15 protein-coding genes, 1 tRNA gene and 1 pseudogene are annotated in these 18124 nt (G+C 62.5%); 10 read left to right on the top strand and 7 right to left on the bottom strand.

Annotation, left to right across the window (positions count from 1 at the left end; translation table 11 throughout):
• Positions 1-18 precede the first annotated feature (18 nt).
• From gtdA to ACN0X7_RS02310, 3 genes are all read right to left on the bottom strand, one after another.
• The gene (gene gtdA, locus ACN0X7_RS02320; RefSeq protein ID WP_417513719.1) at positions 19-1068 is read right to left on the bottom strand and encodes a gentisate 1,2-dioxygenase; all 1050 of its coding nucleotides are present in this window, start codon (positions 1066-1068) and stop codon (positions 19-21) included.
• A 58-nt stretch (positions 1069-1126) separates the two neighbouring features.
• A complete protein-coding gene (locus ACN0X7_RS02315) occupies positions 1127-2713 on the bottom strand; it encodes a cation:proton antiporter (RefSeq protein ID WP_417513673.1) in 1587 nt (528 codons plus the stop codon).
• Between the two features lie 146 nt (positions 2714-2859).
• Positions 2860-3012 (bottom strand): hypothetical protein, encoded by a 153-nt coding sequence (locus tag ACN0X7_RS02310; protein ID WP_417513671.1) that lies wholly within the window; start codon positions 3010-3012, stop codon positions 2860-2862.
• 112 nt (positions 3013-3124) lie between these two features.
• Between ACN0X7_RS02310 and ACN0X7_RS02305 the strand changes: the two genes are divergently transcribed.
• Both ACN0X7_RS02305 and ACN0X7_RS02300 read left to right on the top strand, forming a co-directional pair.
• Positions 3125-3856: a nitroreductase gene (locus tag ACN0X7_RS02305; RefSeq protein ID WP_417513669.1), complete on the top strand. Its 732-nt coding sequence runs from the start codon at positions 3125-3127 to the stop codon at positions 3854-3856.
• 32 nt (positions 3857-3888) lie between these two features.
• Positions 3889-4719 carry a sulfotransferase domain-containing protein gene (locus tag ACN0X7_RS02300; protein WP_417513667.1) on the top strand — a complete coding sequence of 277 codons (831 nt, stop codon included), beginning with the start codon at positions 3889-3891 and terminating at the stop codon, positions 4717-4719.
• Between the two features lie 439 nt (positions 4720-5158).
• Here the strand turns inward: ACN0X7_RS02300 and ACN0X7_RS02295 are convergent, their stop codons facing one another.
• Genes ACN0X7_RS02295 through speD form a run of 3 tightly spaced genes read right to left on the bottom strand, consistent with a single transcriptional unit; the run spans position 5159 to position 7626 of the window.
• Complete coding sequence (locus tag ACN0X7_RS02295; RefSeq protein WP_417513665.1) at positions 5159-6289, bottom strand: type III PLP-dependent enzyme; 1131 nt, start codon at positions 6287-6289, stop codon at positions 5159-5161.
• 42 nt (positions 6290-6331) lie between these two features.
• On the bottom strand, positions 6332-7183 hold the full coding sequence (gene speE, locus ACN0X7_RS02290; RefSeq protein WP_417513663.1) for a polyamine aminopropyltransferase: 852 nt from the start codon (positions 7181-7183) through the stop codon (positions 6332-6334).
• The gene (speD, locus tag ACN0X7_RS02285; RefSeq protein ID WP_417513661.1) at positions 7180-7626 is read right to left on the bottom strand and encodes an adenosylmethionine decarboxylase; all 447 of its coding nucleotides are present in this window, start codon (positions 7624-7626) and stop codon (positions 7180-7182) included. The genes speE and speD overlap by 4 nt, the downstream gene beginning before the upstream one ends.
• A 434-nt stretch (positions 7627-8060) precedes the next feature.
• Here speD and ACN0X7_RS02280 point away from each other — a divergent pair, with 434 nt between their 5' ends.
• A complete protein-coding gene (locus ACN0X7_RS02280) occupies positions 8061-9107 on the top strand; it encodes a DUF2332 domain-containing protein (protein WP_417513659.1) in 1047 nt (348 codons plus the stop codon).
• 58 nt (positions 9108-9165) lie between these two features.
• Positions 9166-9242 (top strand) — tRNA-Arg (locus ACN0X7_RS02275).
• 180 nt (positions 9243-9422) lie between these two features.
• Here ACN0X7_RS02275 and ACN0X7_RS02270 read toward each other — a convergent pair.
• Positions 9423-10516 (bottom strand): annotated as a pseudogene (locus tag ACN0X7_RS02270) (DUF932 domain-containing protein).
• A 352-nt stretch (positions 10517-10868) separates the two neighbouring features.
• Between ACN0X7_RS02270 and ACN0X7_RS02265 the strand changes: the two are divergent.
• The 6 genes from ACN0X7_RS02265 (at position 10869) to qatD (ending at position 18028) form a co-directional block, all read left to right on the top strand.
• Entirely contained in the window at positions 10869-11099 is a 231-nt protein-coding gene (locus tag ACN0X7_RS02265) for a hypothetical protein (protein WP_417513657.1), read from the top strand.
• Between the two features lie 11 nt (positions 11100-11110).
• Positions 11111-12994, top strand: a complete 1884-nt coding sequence (locus ACN0X7_RS02260; RefSeq protein ID WP_417513655.1) for a hypothetical protein — start codon at positions 11111-11113, stop codon at positions 12992-12994.
• 93 nt (positions 12995-13087) lie between these two features.
• The gene (qatA, locus tag ACN0X7_RS02255; protein WP_417513653.1) at positions 13088-15043 is read left to right on the top strand and encodes a Qat anti-phage system ATPase QatA; all 1956 of its coding nucleotides are present in this window, start codon (positions 13088-13090) and stop codon (positions 15041-15043) included.
• Entirely contained in the window at positions 15043-15930 is an 888-nt protein-coding gene (qatB, locus tag ACN0X7_RS02250; protein ID WP_417513651.1) for a Qat anti-phage system associated protein QatB, read from the top strand. Before qatA ends, qatB begins: the two co-directional genes overlap by 1 nt.
• A complete protein-coding gene (qatC, locus tag ACN0X7_RS02245; RefSeq protein WP_417513649.1) occupies positions 15927-17276 on the top strand; it encodes a Qat anti-phage system QueC-like protein QatC in 1350 nt (449 codons plus the stop codon). Before qatB ends, qatC begins: the two co-directional genes overlap by 4 nt.
• On the top strand, positions 17273-18028 hold the full coding sequence (gene qatD, locus ACN0X7_RS02240; RefSeq protein ID WP_417513647.1) for a Qat anti-phage system TatD family nuclease QatD: 756 nt from the start codon (positions 17273-17275) through the stop codon (positions 18026-18028). The genes qatC and qatD overlap by 4 nt, the downstream gene beginning before the upstream one ends.
• The last annotated feature ends 96 nt before the right edge of the window (positions 18029-18124 follow it).

The following is an 18124-nucleotide window of genomic DNA, read 5'->3' as shown; positions in this document are numbered from 1 at the left end:
GTCGATCAGAGGACAGCCTCAGCCGTTGCCGCGCTGTTCGCGCCAGAGGTCGAGCTTCTGTTGCACCGGGCGGTCGGAGAAGCTGAACAGCACGCAGTCCTCGGACGCGCTGAGCCGGTACCAGGCCCACGACGGGGCGACGAAATGATCGCGCGGGCCGAAGCTGAAGGTCTGCTCGCCGATGGTCGCCTCGCCCGTGCCCTCCACCACCGAAAAGACGGTCGCGTCGGTCGCGCGGTAGGGAATGCCGTCGAATCCCTTCGGCAGCAGCTGCATGAAGGTGCCGATGGTGGGCATCGCGAAATCGCCGTTCACCGGATTCACATAATTCAGCTTCAGGCCCTGCGCCGGATCCCACTTTTCGTGAATGCGCATCTGTTCCAGCGCCTCGCGCGTACGTGCGTACGGATAGTTGAAGACCGGCGAGGTGTGGGTGCGCGCCTGGTAACCTTCCGGCATCAGGCCCTGACCGTAGCGCGCCAGGGAATCGCCTTCGGGCCGTGAGAGAGGCTGGCTGTCCTCGGGCCACTTCTCGGCGAAGCTGGCACCGAAGAAGCTGACCATCGGAATGTCCAGTCCATCCAGCCAGACCATGGGCCTGTCGGAATCATTGCCGTGATCGTGCCAGGTCCAGGACGGCGTGATCACGAAATCGCCGGGATGCATGGTCGTGCGTTCCCCGTCGACCGCCGTGTAGGCCCCTTCGCCCTCGACCACGAAACGCAGGGCGGACTGCGTGTGCCGGTGGGCAGGCGCGACCTCGCCGGGCAGGATGAGCTGCAGCCCGGCATAGAGCGAGCCGGTGATCTTCGACTGGCCCGGCAGGCCCGGATTTTCCAGGATCAGCACCCGCCGCTCGGCCTCCTTCGCCGTGATCAGTTCGCCCGAGGCCATGATATGGCCGCGAATATCGTCATAGCGCCAGATGGCGGGTTGCACCTGATGCACCGGCTCGGGCGTGACGAGGCCGTGCAGCACCTCCCACAGCGGGGTCAAGTTCTGCTGCCCGATGGTGTCGTAGAAGGCCTTGCGGTCGTCGGCGTTGGTGGGCGTGCTGGTCATGATCATCTCCATTGGCGGGCACCGCCATGCTCGACCAAACTGCGGCGCGCAGCAAGATGTACGGCTATTCCAGACGCGGCGGCAGCGCGTCCTTGTCGAGCTCTTCGAGCGTCTTCATGGCGCGGCGCGCCATACTGCGCCCGGCCTGATGCATGGTCAGATAGGTCTCGTCTCCGCCGGCTTCGGTGATGCGCTCCACGTGATCGGCGTAAAGCGCGTGGGAGACGATGGGCCCCTCGAAGCCCTTCGCGCGCAGGGTACGGGCCGCAATCAGCTTGGCCTCGATATCGTCCATCGCGAGCACGACGGCCCTCACGCCCTCGAGCCGGATACCGTTCCACAGATTGCCATCCTCGGCGTCGGCGAAGACGGCGTTCCGGCCCTCATCCACATGCGTCTCGATGATGAAGGGATCCGCATCCAGACCGATCGGGTGAAACCCGCTTTCAACCAGTGAATCATAACTGGCGGTGCCGGTCCGCCCCATGCCGAAGATCATGACGTCCGCATCGCCCAGTTGGGTGGGACGTTCGTCCGGGTGCCGGGTTCGCCGCTCAAACCGTGACAGGGCGGATTCATAGCGGTCGAACATCGGATGCGCGAAGTGGTTGAGCGGCGCAGCGATCACGAAGGAGACCGAAAGCGCGATGGCCAGCGGAACCAGAAAGGGCTCCGCCGCCGGAATGCCTGCGGCCACGATCAGGCCGAACTCACTATACGCAGTCAGCGACAGGGCGCTGAGAAATGCCGAACGCGCACGAAGCCGGAAAGCCAGCAGCAGGAAGAAGAACAACACGCCCTTCAATGGCAGCAACGCACCCAGCACGACCGCAAACAGGAGCGAATCCGAATCCGGCAGGCCCGCCATGCCGATGGACAGGAAGAAGCCGATGAGAAACACTTCCTTCAGGGACCAGAGCGCGCGGGACAGTTCCTTTGCCTTCGGGTGCGTCGACAACAGCAGCCCCATCACCAGCGCGCCGATCTCTCCCTTCAGACCGATCAGGTCGAAGCCCACACCGCCGATCACCAGACTGACCAGCATGCCCGCCAGCACCAGCACCTCATCATGCCCGGCGGCGTCCAGCATCCGGAACAGCAGCGGCCGGAGCAGCGGCGTCGCGAAGATCAGCAGCGCCCACGGTCCAGGCACCTTGCCTGCAAAGACCGCCAGCACGACCAGCGCGACGATGTCCTGCACCACCAGAATACCGATGGCCGTGCGCCCGTGGAAGCTGCCCATCTCGCGCTTCGCCTCCAGCACCTTTGCCGACAGCACGGTGGATGAAAACCCGAGCGCGATGCCGACCAGCAGCGCAATCAGCCAGTCATCGGTGAAGACCAGGCGGACGAGCGGCGTGTAAAGTGCGATGGAGAGCGCAAAATGCGTCAACGCACCGCCGACGACCTGCGGCTCGATCAACTGCCTGAGTTTCAGCTTCAGCCCGATGATGAACAGCAGCAGCAGCACGCCAAGATGGGCGAGGTAGTCGAGAATGGGCCCGGTCTTGGCGGGCATCCCGAGCATCGGTCCGGCAGCGTGAATGGCAAACCCCGCGGCCAGGAAGCCGACCAGCGGCGGCAGCCCGACCTGCCGCGCCAACAGCCCGAAGATAAACGCCGCCCCGATCGCAAAGACTTCGAACACCATGGCCCAACCTAACAGCCGGTGCAGTCCTCAACCAGACCGCAGGACGCACCCGCGACGCGTTGACAGACGACGCAGGCTCTTGTGACTGCCCCCGACCTGTAGGCGGCGACAATCGCTTGCTGGCTGCGGCAAAAAATGGCTTCGAACTACCCGGCAGGAAAGGTCCGCCTCGGGGTGCCGGCGATCATGGCACCGCTTTCCAGCGCCACGCCCGGCTCCACCAGCTCCGCCTCGTCATCGTCCGCATCCGGCTTCACCCGGTCGTTACAGAGCAAAGGGCGTATCGATTTCAGGATCAAATATGTTTCCAAATCTCTTCGCTGTATGAGATTAGGTATTTATACCTGTTTGCAGCTAGGCGTATCCGTCTATTTTCAGGTCCGGATTGATTGAGACCTGAAACATGAGGCCATGATGAACAGCCCCAGCGCTTTTGCCAAAGTCACCGCCCACGCGGCCGCCGATGTTTCCGAGACGGCGGAGGACGCCATCGTCAGCCGGCGCTCGGTCCGGGCGTTCCTGCCCGATCCGGTGCCGATGGCGCTGGTGCGGCACATCCTCGAGGTCTCGGCCCGCGCGCCGTCGGGCACCAACATGCAGCCCTGGCAGGGTCATGTGGTCGTCGGTCGGAAGCGGCAGGAACTCTGCGATGCCGTGGTCGATGCCTCGCTGAACGATCGCGGCGGGCACGAGAAGGAATACAAGTACTATCCGGACAAGTTCTTCGATCCCTACCTGACGCGCCGCCGGACCGTGGGTTTCGGGATGTACGATCTGCTGGGCATCCGGAAGGGCGACACGCTGCGCATGAAGGAACAGGGCGCGAAGAACTTCACCTTCTTCGATGCGCCGGTCGGCATGATCTTCACCATCGACAAGCGCCTGGAGATCGGATCGTGGCTGGACTACGGCATGTATCTGGAGAACCTGATGATCGTCGCGCGCCAGTACGGGCTGCACACCTGCCCGCAGGCGGCCTGGCCCAGCTATCACACCATCATCAAGCGCATTCTGGACATTCCCGACGGCGAGACCGTGGTCTGCGGCATGGCACTGGGTTATGAGGACAAGTCGGCGGTCGTGAACGATCTGCGCACCGAACGCGCCGACCTGGACGACTACATCACTTTCCACGAGGACTGAACGCCTTGGTCTGGAGCACGGCGAAAGAGGGGTTGAGGCAGGCAGCGCACAGCGCGAAGGCGCTGGCGACGGGGGCGTCGCGCGTGCTGCCGGACTTCGTCATCGTGGGCGCGCAGAAGGCCGGGACGACGTCCCTGTTCCATTACCTGCAGCAGCATCCGCGCATCGCCACGCCGTCGTCGAAGGAAGTGCACTATTTCGACTACAACTATCACCGCGGCGAGAACTGGTACCGTGGCCATTTCCAGATGGCGGCTGCGAAGGCACGGCAGGAAGCGGCGCTGGGCGAGAGCGTCCTGAACTTCGAGGCCAGCCCCTACTACATGTACCACCCGCTGGCGATCGAGCGGATGAAGGCAGACCTGCCCGCGCCGAAGGCCATCGCCATGCTGCGCGATCCCGTCGCGCGGACCTATTCGCACTACTGGCACGAGCACAACAAGGATCAGGACGATCTCAGCCTGGAACAGGCCATCGCGCAGGAAACGTCGCGGCTGGCGGGCGAGGCCGACCGGATCGTCGCCGAGCCGGGCTATCATTCCTATGCGCACCAGCATTTCTCGTATGTGGACCGCAGCCGCTACGGCCAGCAGGTGCAGCGCCTGTTCGATGTGCTGGGCAGGGAGAACGTCTGCCTGGTGAAATCGGAAGCCTTCTTCACCGATCCGGCGACGGAGACCGAGAAGGTGTTCGCCTTTCTCGGACTGCCCGCGGCATCCGGGATCGACTACGCCCCCCAGAACGTCGGTTCCTACGGCGACAGGATCCCGCCCGGGACGGTCACACTGCTGCGCGAGATGCTGGCCGACGACTACGCCCTGCTGCGCCAGCTCGGCGGCGAGCAGTTCGACTGGTTTGAATAATCGGAAATCGCCCGTCTGGGGATGGATGGGCTGGCCAGACGGGCGACCGAAGAGCTGGCCGAACGATCTCAACTCGGGGATGGATAGGCTGGCCAGACGGGCGACCGAAGAGCCGCCCGAATGGTCTCAACTCACAGATAAATGGGCTGGCCGAGTGGGCGGCTGATGTGCAGCAGAACGCATGCCGTCATCTCCGCCCTGCGCGGGGATCCGGTTGGGCAGAAAATCCGGACGCCCGAATCCTGCTATGATCTGCCGACCGGACCCCCGCACAAGGCTGGGGTGACTGTCATTCGCTCGGCTTCCCCGCCATCGCGAACCGTCACCCCCCGCTGATGCGCAGCGGCACGCGGGGCGATGCAGAAGACCTGCAGTTTCGACTCAGTTCGGACGCCCGCCCCAGGTTTGCCCGGCGTCCTTCGCCGCCCGCCCCGTCCTCTCAGACACAGACGCACTTCAGCGGATCGAAGCCGTTGAACCCGTTCGCCGCGTAGGTCGACGTGTAGGCACCGGTGGATTCGATCAGCACCGTCTCGCCGATCTCGATCGAGACCGGCAGCAGGTAGGGGTCCTTCTCGTACATCACATCGACGGAATCGCACGTCGGACCGGCCAGGATCGTCGGCATCAGGTCGTCGCCGTCGTGATCGGTGCGGATCGGGTAGCGGATGGCCTCGTCGATGGTTTCCGCCAGACCGCCGAACTTGCCGATATCCAGATAGACCCAGCGCGTCGGGTCGTTGTCGTCCTTCTGCGAGATCAGCAGGATTTCCGAGCGGATCGCGCCCGCGTCGCCGACCATGCCGCGGCCCGGTTCGATGATGGTCTGCGGGATGCGGTTGCCGAAATGGCGCTTCAGCGATCCGTTGATCGCCTGACCGTAGGTATCGACCTCGGGTACGTCGCGCAGGTAGCGCGCCGGAAAGCCGCCGCCCAGGTTGACGAGATTCATCTCGATCCCGCGCTCGCCCAGCTTGCGGAACAGCTCAGCGCAGGTTTCCAGCGCGCCGTCCCACATCATCGGGTTCGGCTGCTGTGAGCCCACATGGAAGGCCAGCCCGTGCGCCACCAGGCCCAGCGCGTGGGCGCGTTCCATCAGCCGCGCCGCCATCTCGGCACTGCAGCCGAACTTCTTCGACAGCGGCCAGTCGGCACCGTTGCCGTCGCACAGCAGGCGGCAGACCACGCGGCTGCCCGGCGCAGAACGCGCGATCTTTTCCAGCTCGGCATCGCAGTCGAAGGCGTACTGCCGGACCCCCAGGCGGTACGCGGTCGCGATGTCCCGCTCACGCTTGATGGTGTTCGAGAAGCTGATGCGGTCGGCGGTCGCGCCGGCCTGCATCGCCATCTCGATCTCACGCAGGGACGCCGCGTCGAAACAGCTGCCGAGGTCCGCCAGCAACGCCAGAATCTCCGGCGCCGGATTGGCCTTGATGGCGTAGAAAACCCGCGTGTCGGGCATGGCCCGCGCGAAGGTCTCGTAGTTCTCGCGCACCCTGTCCAGGTCCATCACCAGGCAGGGGGCGTCATGCGCCGTGCGCGCAAGATAATCGCGAATCCGATCCGTCATGGCAGATGCCGCAACCTTTCAAACAAGAGAGTGATGACGCCCTCAGGCGTCGACGAGTTCCTGAACGTAACCGGGCAGCGCGAAGGCCCCCTTGTGCACGTCCGGTGTGTAGTAGCGTGTATCGAGGCCTGCCGCCGCGTGCCGCTGCGCCAGGGTTTCAGGCGTCACCGAAAGCAGGGCCGTATCGTCCGTGCCGAAACCGAAGGCCATCGGGCCGCCGACATAGGTCGGCACCGTCGCCAGGTAACAGGTCGCGACCCGGAACAGCGACCGGAAGGCCCGCATCGTGCCCGCCAGTTCACCGCCCTGCACGAACGGCACGCCGTTCTGCGTCACCAGCACGCCGCCCGCGTTCAGCCGGGCCTTCGCGTGGCCGTAGAAATGGTCGGTGAACAGAACCTCTCCCGGTCCGATGGGGTCGGTCGAATCCACGATGATCACGTCGAACCGCTCGTCCGCGTTGCGGATGTAGTCGGCACCGTCGGCGATGACCAGTTCCAGCCGTGCATCGTCGAAGGCTCCGGCGGACAAGCCCGGCAGGAATTCCTGCGAGAAGGTGACGACGCCCTCGTCGATCTCCACCATCACGATCCGCTCGACCGACGCATGGCGCGCGACCTCGCGCAGCATCCCGCCGTCGCCGCCGCCGATGATCAGCACCGACTTCACGGCCCCGTGCGCCAGCAGCGGCACGTGGGTCAGCATCTCGTGATAGATGAACTCGTCGGCTTCGGTGACCTGCGTGACGCCATCCAGCGCCAGCATCCGCCCGAACGTCGGGTTCTCGTACAGCACCAGATCCTGCTGCCCGACGGCGCGCCGGTACAGAATCTCGTCCGCGCGGAAGGCGGTCTTCAGGCCGTCATGCAGGGATTCGGTGACCCAGTCGGTCATGCCACCATGCCCATCCCGCGGCGCACCTCCTGCACATCGACCCGGCCCGCGTTGAAGGCGCGCTTCAGCACCGGCACGGCCTTGTGCGGCTGTGCATCGCCGCACATGAAGACGTCCAGCGCGGCGTAGCCATATTCCGGCCAGGAATGGATCGAGATGTGGGATTCTGCCAGGATGGCGACACCCGAGACGCCGCCGTTGGGCGTGAAATGATGCAGGTCGATGGTCAGCAGGGTCGCGCCCGCAGCCTCGACGCACTTCTTCATCGCCCGCTCGATCAGCTTGATGTCGTCCAGGCCCTCGGCGTCGCGGACGTCGATCAGCAGGTGGGTGCCGGCGAAGCATTCACCGTCCTTCACCACAAAAAAATCCTTGCGCGCGTCGTCCGCGCGGTCGTCGATCTCCAGGCCCTCGTCCAGGGCGGCGGCAGTCGTGAAATCCATTTTGATTCCCCATAACGCAAGTGACAGAACCCCGGACGTCCGAAGGGGCGGCGGACCGGAGCACAGCAGATATCGATGTTCAGTGACGCTCTTCCGAGCGGCGGTCGTCCCGGTGCCGGGCCTGTGCCGCCTGTGACTTCAGCGAAGTCAGGTCTGTCGTCGAATGAACGGCATGGCAATTCTCCATCAGCCCCCAGCCACAGTGGCCGGGACATTTTCCAAAGCTCAACAGAGACGCTCACGCCGTGACCGAGTCCCATCGAAGGGAAGCCCGTGCGATTGCGTTCGAGGCGCGGACCTAATGGCTGTTGACGTTGAAGTCAACCCGTTTCCAGCGATTTCTGACGGTTTCCTTTCGCACCTGCGAGATGCTACCTAGACGCAGCGGAGACCCGGTCGGTTTCCGGCGTTGCGTTGGCATCGGGGAGGAGAATATGGGCGAGTTGGTACAGCGGCATTTCGTGCGGCAGGGTGAAGTCTGCGAATCGATGGGCTCTCCCTTCACCGGGCGGCTTCTGAGGCTCGCGGCGGAGCGGCTCACACCGTCCACCGGCTTCGCGAAAGCCATTCTCGACTGGCCCGACGGCCGCATGATCGACGATGCGCTGGCACTGCGGTTCGCGGGCAGCCTGCATGCACTCGTGCTGTCGGGCCGCGATCCGGCGCTGGCAGCGGTCTACGCTCAGGATGGCACACCCGCCGATGACGATGCGCTGTGGCAGGCGGTGTCCGACGCGCTGTCCGCCCACGACGACTTCCTCGGCGATTTCCTGCACCATGCGCCGCAGACCAACGAGACCGGACGGTCGGCGGTGCTGCTGCTGGGGTTCCAGCAGGCCGCGCGCGATACCGGCATGCCGCTGCACATGCTCGAACTGGGCGCGAGCGCCGGGCTGAACCAGAACTGGGACCGTTTCCATTACCGGTTGGGCAAGGCCACGTGGGGACCGGAAGATTCAGGTGTCCGCCTGCGGCCCGACTGGCGCGGTCCGGCACCCGACCTGCAGCCGATCACGAAGTCGGCGAGCTACGCCTGCGACCGGCATCCGCTGGACATCACCGATCCGGAAAAGGCCCTGCGCCTCCGCTCCTATGTCTGGGCGGACCAGCCCGAGCGGCTGGCCCGGCTGGACGCGGCCATCGCCATCGCGGCCGAACGGGGCGCAAAAGTGGCGCGGGCCGACGCCGCGGACTGGATCGCCGCGTCGCTGGCGCTCAGGCCCGGCGGATGCGCCACCGTCGTCTATCACTCGATCTTCTGGCAGTACATGCCGCGCGAGACCCAGCATGCCGCACGCTCGGCCATCGAAGTCGCCGGCGACCTGTCCGACGAACGGGCGCCGCTCTGCTGGGTCCGGATGGAGCCCTACGAGGACGACCGCCGCAAGGCCGCGCTCTATTACACGCACTGGCCCGATCCCGAACGCCGCATCCTGGCCTTCTGCGACTATCACGGCCGCTGGATCGAACCCGTCGCCTGATCCCGCAAGCTTCGATTGCGCAACCGCGCACTTTCCGCTATTCGAAAGCCGCTGGTCTGGATCCGTAGCTCAGCTGGATAGAGCGCTGCCCTCCGAAGGCAGAGGTCGCAGGTTCGAATCCTGCCGGGTCCGCCACGATTTCCCGTATCTCGCCCAATTCGCTCAGCTCACCCGCTCCGACGGGGGGCGAACAGTCGCCGTGCCGCAATCGCGCCCTGATGGCGCGCTAGAACTATCTTCCTTCGTTTCCGCCAGAGCCTCTTCGTGCAGCGGCACGGCTGCTGCCCTCTCGGGAGTGGATGTTGCGGCAGTCGTTTACCGAAACGGCGAGAGCAGCCGAGCTGGAACGTCCTCCTGCTTCTTCGCCATTTTCGAGGCCATGCGGCATGCTGAAGTTTCAACCGCTTCCCGGATATCGCCCGGATGGACAATCCGATGAAACCCCACAGCCAGGCGGCCTTCTTCAACCGACACTGTCTCAAACGAACTTGCCGCTCTCCATCTTCGAGAATCCACGCTTGCGCAGGAAGTCGGTATGATCATAGTCGCTGCGCGCAACGATACGTTCGCCGGCGATCTGTTCACGTGCAGGGCGAATGTCCTGGACGAGGGACTGCGGTGAAAAGTCCGCGAAACTCGCGAGCACCGGCACCGCCTCGTGCGCGAAGCGGTTGGCTGCATACTTCGAGGGCCGGATGCTAATCTCCTGGAAATCCTCAACGCCCCAGAGATTGCGGTTCTGGCAGACGGCCCGGAGATGGAAGCTGGCGATGCCGAGCGCCTTCACTCCGACTTCCGAGCTCCAACAATAGAAACCCCGAAAGAAGAGATCGGGCGATCCGTCGGTCAGCGTCTCGGCCTCGATCGGATTCCTGTCGTCGACCAGGAAGAGGAAGACGTCGCGGTCCGAGGCGTAGAGCGTGGTTGTAGATGCGGCCATAGTCCGGGCCGGTGACGGCGCGCAGCTCAGTGCGTCCGCCCTCGACTTCCATCGTTTTCACCTGCTCGGCACGGTGGTTGGTGAGGCCGTATTGCAGGTTGATGCCGACGAGCGGCGCGGGAAGCTGGCGCAGATAGGCCGCGGGTGCGCCGACGAGGCCGGCAAGCTGTCCGAAGCTCCAATGGGTCGGCGCGACCGGTTTTTCGGCGTCCGGCAGGACGAGCGCCAGCTTTTCCGGATCGTCGCGATGGGCCTCCACGCGGATCGCCGCGCTTTCGACCGTGCGCGTCCGGCTCCGCTCGGCACGGCCTTTCACCGAGGCGTAGAGGTCCGACAGGGAGAGGTACTTCTCGTCGTCGGGCCGCGAGAACCATTCGGATGATACCCGCCCGTTATGCCCGCCGCGGGACACATCCACCTTGTAGCCGCCGCTCTCGGGGCGGCCGTTCATGATCTCAATCGCTGTCATGGCTGATCTCCAGGACGGGCGGTCCGAGAGCCTCTCTCTCGACCTCCAAACCCGTCACGGCGACAGCCGCACCTCTCTTACTCTACAGGGGGCGTTGCGGGGTCTCCCCGCAGAAGGGGTCGGGCGAGACGACAGGCTCGACCGCAGGGGAAGGCTTTCCCCTCAAAACCGCTGATGCGTACAATCCTCAGAAAGCCAAACATCCGTTCGCGCCGCATTTCGGTTGAAATCCAAACCATTTTTAGGACAAACTTCCGCATATTTTTATGAATTTCTCGAAAATATTGACTCATTGGCGTTATGAATAATATGGTTCCTGAACTGAACGGACTTGATGGAGGATGAGCGCTCGGTGACCAAACTGTCTGAAAAACGTGAGAAATTCGTGCGACTCGCCGAAGGGCGGACGCAGTCTGCGTTGGATGCGATTCGCAAGCTCGGCAATCTTTCGAACCGTCGAGCTTACGATTATTCGGACAGTGACGTGAAAAAAATCCTCAAAGCGCTTCGCGACGCCACGAGCGATATCGAGCGGAAATTCGGGTCAACCTCCGGCGATGGTGCCGATAAGTTCAAACTCTAGGGGCGCATCGCATGAAGGCAGAACCACTTAACATTCATGACAAGCGATTCCTCATCAATCGGCTGATCGAGCAAGCTCCGGTCAGCACCCTGGTCCGCGAGTTTTTCAAGAACGCCGATGAAAGTGCGGCCAGCGCCGCTCCTGGAAATCGCCGGATCGAAATCTACCCGACAGTCATCGAGGGGGTCCGGAAGCTCACGTTCTGGAACACCGGGACGGGCATGGATGACAGAGAGCTGAAACAGGCGACTGAATTGTCCTCGTCGATCAACAAGGAGATGTCGCTCGACGGAAATTTCGGGATCGGCGCCAAAGTCTCCGGTCTGACCATGTCACGGGAAGGCATTCGCTATCGCTCGTGCAAGGATGGCGTCGTCAACGAAGTGGTCATCGGCTTCGACCCCGAGGAGCAGACCTATGTTCGTTTCCCGGTTGAACTACCCGATGGCAGTTTCGACACCGTGTACGACGTGACACAGGCCGTCCTCGACGAGGGGCGCGAGACATCGTTCGATTGGACGGAAGTTGTTTTGATGGGCGAGAGCGAAGATCACGACACCGTTGCCGAGCCCCTGGGGAAGGGAAAGACCCAAGATCGCAGCTTCATACCTTCGGCGATCTTCCGGCGGTTTGCGCGTTTCGCTGATGGCGTCGAAGTGCGGGTCGATGTCGCCATGACCAAGGGCGGAGGTAAGGACGAGACGGGCCGTACGCGACGGCTGAAGACACTCGAAGAGGTGGTGGAAGAGCTTCCCAACCACGAATGGGTCGATGCGCCGGGTGGAGAACTGCGCGTTCACTACATCCACGACCCGAAACATGAGAGCTACAGCCACTCCCTCAGTGCGCTCGCCAATCCGGCGACCAGTTCGACCACCTTCTGCGCGCTGGTCCACAAAGGCGAGCGGTACGACATCAAATCCCGAAAGGCATGGTCGGCGGCTGCGCCAAATTTCGGCATTCCATTTGGGTCGAAAGTCATCACCGTCGAGATCGAACTCGTCGACGAACTGGCGCTGCCAAACCAGTATCGGGATGGCCTGACCTGGCCGGATGACCGTTCTCCTATGGTTGCCGAAGACTTTGATGATTTCGTACGCGAACTGATGCCCGCCTGGGTGAAAGACGTCATTCGCTCCGAGTCTCCGACGTCGGACGACAATCTGGACGATCTGCAAAGCGACCTTCAAAAGCTGCTCGATGAGTTCCGTATTCCTACGGTGACCCTGAGCCCGTCGCGTCGCCTATCGGCGATGCAAACCGAGGGCGCGGATGAAGGTACCGATACATCGGACCCGACAAAGCTCGATACGAATTTCCCCGAATTGAGTGAGGCTGGCGACAAGGATGGTGCCGAAGGCGATCCGAATAAGAGTCAGCGCGCGAAGCACAAGAAGGTACGGAAAGCGCCAGAGGGTTCCAAGCTCTCACGGTCGGCCCACTCTTTGGAGCGCGTTCCAGAAATCAAGATTCTCACCGATCCCGACGAGATTGCCGAGAAGAATCTAAAGGGCCGCGCGGGACGTTTCTACAAGGACGCACAGACGCTGTTTGTGAACGGTCTTTATTCGGCCGCCGAACGCATGGCCGTCGAACTCGATGCTGAAATGCGCACGTTGGGTGAGCCGGAAATCGTCCGGTCGGCCATTATGAAAGCCTCCCGGAAATTCATGGCGTTTCGAGTGGGCAAGGCAACTTGCTATGCGATCAGCAAGCGTCTCTCGGACGATTGGTCGAGCGATGATCTGGATCGTGCGACATCGCCGGAATCCTTGTCGCTGGCCGCAGATGACTACAAGCAGAGCATCTCTCAGGCTAAACGTTATGCGAAAGAATTGATCAAGGCAGCAGACATCCCGGAGGAAAGTACTGCTCGATTACACGAAGTAGGCTGAGAACATACGACAGATGCTCTGGAATACCTTGATATCGTTTGCCTTGCCTACACAACGGAAGATTGTCTTCGTTTCAAAGAAAGGTGCCTCCGTTTGATATTAACCGACAACGAAACGAAGGTCGATCTCCTCAACAACGAGGCCATCGCCAAGACGATTATCGACCTGCTCGCGAAACGGCCCGAAGAGGCCGTCACGATAGGCGTGCACGGCGATTGGGGCGCGGGCAAATCGAGCGTCTTGGAGATGATCGATGACGCATTGCGAGATAGCGATGATGTTCTTTGCATCAAATTCAATGGATGGCGCTTCCAAGGCTTCGAGGACGCAAAGATCGCGCTCATCGAGGGAATCGTCACGGAGTTAATCGAGCAGCGTTCATTGGCCACCGAAGCCGGCGAGGCAGTCAAGAATATCTTCAAACGGATCGACTGGCTCAAGGTCGCGCGGCATGGTGGCGGCCTCGCCTTCACGGCCTTGTCCGGAATCCCGACGCCCGACCAGATACGCGCCGCCGTCGGGAGTGTGAAAGGCTTGCTCGATGATCCCGCTGAGCTTGCCACCAAGGAGAACTATGACGCTGCCCTCGACGGTGTTCAGAGTTTGCTGAAGCCCGACGAGTCGAAGCGCTTGCCGGAGGAGATCGGCGCGTTCCGGAAAGCCTTCGATGATCTGCTCGATAAAGCAGGTGTAAAACAGCTCGTTGTCCTGATCGACGACCTCGATCGGTGTTTGCCGGATATCGCGATCGAGACGTTAGAGGCAGTCCGATTGTTCGTTTTCACCGACCGCACGGCGTTCATTGTCGCGGCCGACGAGGCGATGATCGAGTATTCCGTGCGAAAGCATTTCCCCGAATTGCCCGATACGACCGGACCGCGAGACTATGCGCGTAATTATCTCGAGAAGCTGATCCAGGTGCCGTTCCGGATACCGACTTTGGGCGAGACCGAGACGCGCATCTATGTGACGCTATTGTTGATCGGCGCTGAGCTCGGCGAAGATCATGAGGGATATGTGAAGCTTATCGCGGCCGCGCGCGAGAAGCTGAAACGGCCGTGGCAGGCCGGAAGCCTCGATGCCGCGACGGTCAAGGAAACGCTGGGAGCTCACGATGAAAGAGTATCCGCCGCGCTGACGCTGAGCGATCAGATTGGACCGATCCTTGCCAGCGGGACGCAAGGCAATCCGCGACAGATCAAGCGGTTCCTTAACACATTGCTGCTCCGCAACCAGACCGCCCAGGCGCGCGGGTTCGGCCCCGATGTGAGGCTGCCGGTGCTGGCGAAGCTCATGTTAGCGGAGCGATTCATGTCGCGCCTGTTCGATCAGATCGCCGGCGCTGCGGCGAAGCACGAGCACGGTCGGTGCGAGGATCTCGCATTGTTGGAGGCGGATGACGCCCCCGCCGAGAAACCGAAGAAGCCCATCAAGAAAGGCCCGAAAGTCTCGAACCTCGAGGGGCCGCGGAAGAAGCTTGAACCGGACCCCGACAGCGCGATGCTCACCGAATGGAAGGGATCGGATGCCATCCGGTCGTGGGCGAAGCTGTCGCCCAAGATCGGCGAGGAGGATCTGCGTCCCTATCTGTTCGTAGCGAAGGATCGGAAAGACTATTTCGGAGCAGCATCGGTGCTCGGCCGGTTGAGCGCTGTGGTCGAGAAACTGATGGGCTCGAAATTGGCGGTGCAAACCTACGAAGCCGAACTCCGGCAATTGGCGCCTGCCGAAGCCGGCCAGGTCTTCGAGGAAATACGCGGTCGGATCATGGGCGGGGATTCCTTCGATACGGAGCCCGCGGGTGTCGCCGGAATGACGGTGTTGGTGCGTGCGCATGACCTCCTGCAGACGAACCTACTCGACATGCTTGAGAGCCTGCCGGCGGATCGCTGTGGCCCCTGGGTTGCTTCGGGCTGGACCGGCGTAATCAAGGGCGGCGAGTTCGTCGCCCGGCTCGACAGTCTCTTGAAGGGCTGGGCTGAAAGCGGGTCGCCGACACTTAAGGCAGCCGCCAGCACGGCGACGCGCACAAGCAAGAGGGCGCGCTGATGGGGACGTCGAATGCATTCGGAGGGGCGTCGGGCGGCACACCGCTAGTTCCGAGTTGGCTTGACGGCAACGGCGATGGTGGGGTCGGTGGTGATGGCGCGCCAGTTGATGGCGATGACGGCGGCGCGCCCGGAGCCGCTCCCGAAGCGCCGCCCGCCGCGCCCGCGGATCGGCAGCCGGTGGTTCCGGCCCCGACCGGTGATCGATTTCGGTCGGCGCGTAGCAATTTCACACGATTTGCAGGTTCGGGTGGGAGCGACCGACGCAGCCTCGGCCGGGCGGTGTCACAATATGTATCGCGATCATCAGGCGGCGCCGGGTCCGCCGCGCGGCGGATGGGATCGTCCCGCAGCACAGCGTCAGGCCTCGTCAGTTTCTTAGGCGATGCTCGCGCGAACGGCGTCCGCGAGGCGCTGCGCTCGCTCAACCTCGAAGGTCTTGCCGGAAGGCCGGTGGAAGAAGTGTTCGCCGGGCTCGCGGACTATATCTGTCCCGATGGCGGATCGATCGACGAAGGAATTGCGCGCGACGCGTTTATCGAGACCATCGCCGATCTCGCGGAAGCCGGGATTACGGATATCGATGGGCTAACATCGGACCAGATTCAGACGGTATTCGAACTCTACGCCTCACACACCATTGAGGCGCGGATTTGCAACGACATCGGCACGCGCGTCGTTACGATGCCGTCGGATGCCCGGACGGTCGAACGGATTGAAGCGCAATTGTCCGAGTTCATCCAACGCGGGGTGAGCGACTCGGTGAACGCGTCGGGGATCGATATCGGCGCTCTCTCGCAGGATCAGGTTTCTGGCTTCGTCGACGACGTATATGAGGCGGCCTTCGCGATGCTCGAGGCGCTCGGAGAAAGCGAGGCCGAGGCATGAGACGGCACCTATTGATCGGACACTTCGGGTCGGAGGACGACGTCGGCATCCCGGCGGCCAGCGATGAGATCGTATCGGAACTCGACCTCTTGGTCGGCGACCGTCTCGGACACGGGATCGGCTACGCCCTATCAGACATGGAGAAATTGAACCTCGGACCGAGCGAGGTCGCGGTCGATCTAATGGTGCTGGCCGCTCATATTCATGCCGCCGACACGCGCCTCGCGCGGAGCACGGAGTCGCAAGATGGTTGGTCGCGTGAGATCAGGTTGGTCGTGCCAGTCAGCGATCCGAAGCTCTGGACCCGGTCGGCGAGTATCGTGAAGCGCGCGCTCGACTTCCTGACGGGCGATCGCTGGCAAATCGGTTTCAGGGCACGACCTGAGGCGCAGGCAACGCTCGCGAAGCCACGACCGAAACCGTTGCTCCCGGTGGCGTTCGACGCGATCAATCTATTCTCCGGCGGCCTCGACAGTTTGATTGGCGCAATCGACACCCTGGAAGCGGGTGGCGCGCCTTTGCTGGTGAGCCATGCCGGTGAAGGCGCGGTCAGCAAGTCTCAGGAAGAGTGTTTTGAGGTCTTGAAGACGGCATATCCGGACGCAGCATTCGATCGACTGCGTATTTGGATGACGTTCGGGGACGGGCTAATTGACGGTGTCGAGTCCGAAAGCACCACGCGCGGGCGATCGTTCTTATTCTTCTCTCTGGGCGTGGCGGCAGGCACCGGTCTTGGCAAGGAATTCGTCTTGCGCGTACCCGAGAACGGCCTCATCGCCTTGAACGTGCCGCTCGACAGGCTCCGGCTCGGCGCGTTGAGCACGCGCACAACGCATCCCTTCTATATGGCGCGTTGGAACGAACTCTTGGGTGCGCTCGGGATCGATGGCGAACTGGTCAATCCCTATTGGGACAAGACCAAAGGCGAGATGGTGGACGAGTGCACCAACCGTGATGTCTTGGAAGAAGCAGTCGGACATTCGCTGTCCTGTTCGTCTCCCGCGAAGGCACGATGGAAGGGAGAACCGCAAGGACATTGCGGGTACTGCCTTCCCTGCCTGATCCGGCGCGCATCGCTGGCCGAGAACGATCCGACAGAGTACGGCGTCCCGGATCTAGCGGCCCACACTCTGGACACGCGTCAGGCGGAAGGACAGCAGGTGCGATCCTTCCAACTGGCGATCCGCCGATTGGCGATCCGTCCCGGCCTCGCTCGGATGCTGATCCACAAACCCGGGCCCCTGTCCGACCATCCCGATAGGATCGATGCCTTTGCGGACGTCTATCGGCGGGGATTGGAGGAGGTCGGCGAGATACTGGATGGTGTGAAGACGGCACCCTCATGACCGACCGCAAAACCGCACGATTGGTCGATTTCCATTGCCACCTCGACCTCTACCCCGATCACGCCGCAGCGGTCGCGCAGCGCGAGCGGGAGCGCGTGTTCACGCTGACGGTGACGACGACGCCGAAGGCCTTCCCGCGCAACAAGGAATTGGCGGATCGAACGAAATATGTGAGGGCCGCACTCGGTTTGCATCCTCAACTCGTTGCAGAGCGCGCGCAAGAGCTCTCGATTTGGAAAGAGTATCTCCCATCGACGCGATATGTGGGAGAAGTCGGCTTGGATGCCGGACGACAGTTTTACGCCTCATTCGAACAGCAGAAGGTCGTGTTTGCCGAGATATTGAGCGCGTGCGCCGCCACCGGTGACAAGGTCCTATCCGTCCATAGCGTTCGCTGCACGAAAGTTGTCCTCGACACGATCGATGCTCGGTTGCCGGTCGGGAGGGGGCGCGTAGTGTTGCACTGGTTCACTGGATCTGCGTCCGAGGCTCGGCGCGCCGCCGATATGGGATGCTATTTTTCGATCAATGCAGCGATGTTGCGGAATGAGAGGTCGGCAGCGCTAGTACGGACGCTCCCGAAGGAGCGTATCCTAACTGAGACGGACGGCCCCTTTACGGATAATGCGCCGGGCGGCGTTGGTCCGGCCGATGTAAAACCGGCACGGGACGGATTGGCCATACTGTTCCAGATGGGCCAAAACGAGATTGACGCACTGATCTCGGAGAACCTGCGCGAACTCGTTAGCTGATCTTTGGGATTGGCAACTCAACGACGTTTGATCTAGACCCGCGTCAGCGATGGATGCCCGTCAGGGGGAAGACCAGAAGGGGCTTCCGCTTTGCCG

The organism is Minwuia sp. (assembly GCF_048263705.1).
Classification (GTDB): domain Bacteria; phylum Pseudomonadota; class Alphaproteobacteria; order Minwuiales; family Minwuiaceae; genus Minwuia.
This window is presented reverse-complemented; position numbering and strand designations above follow the sequence as displayed.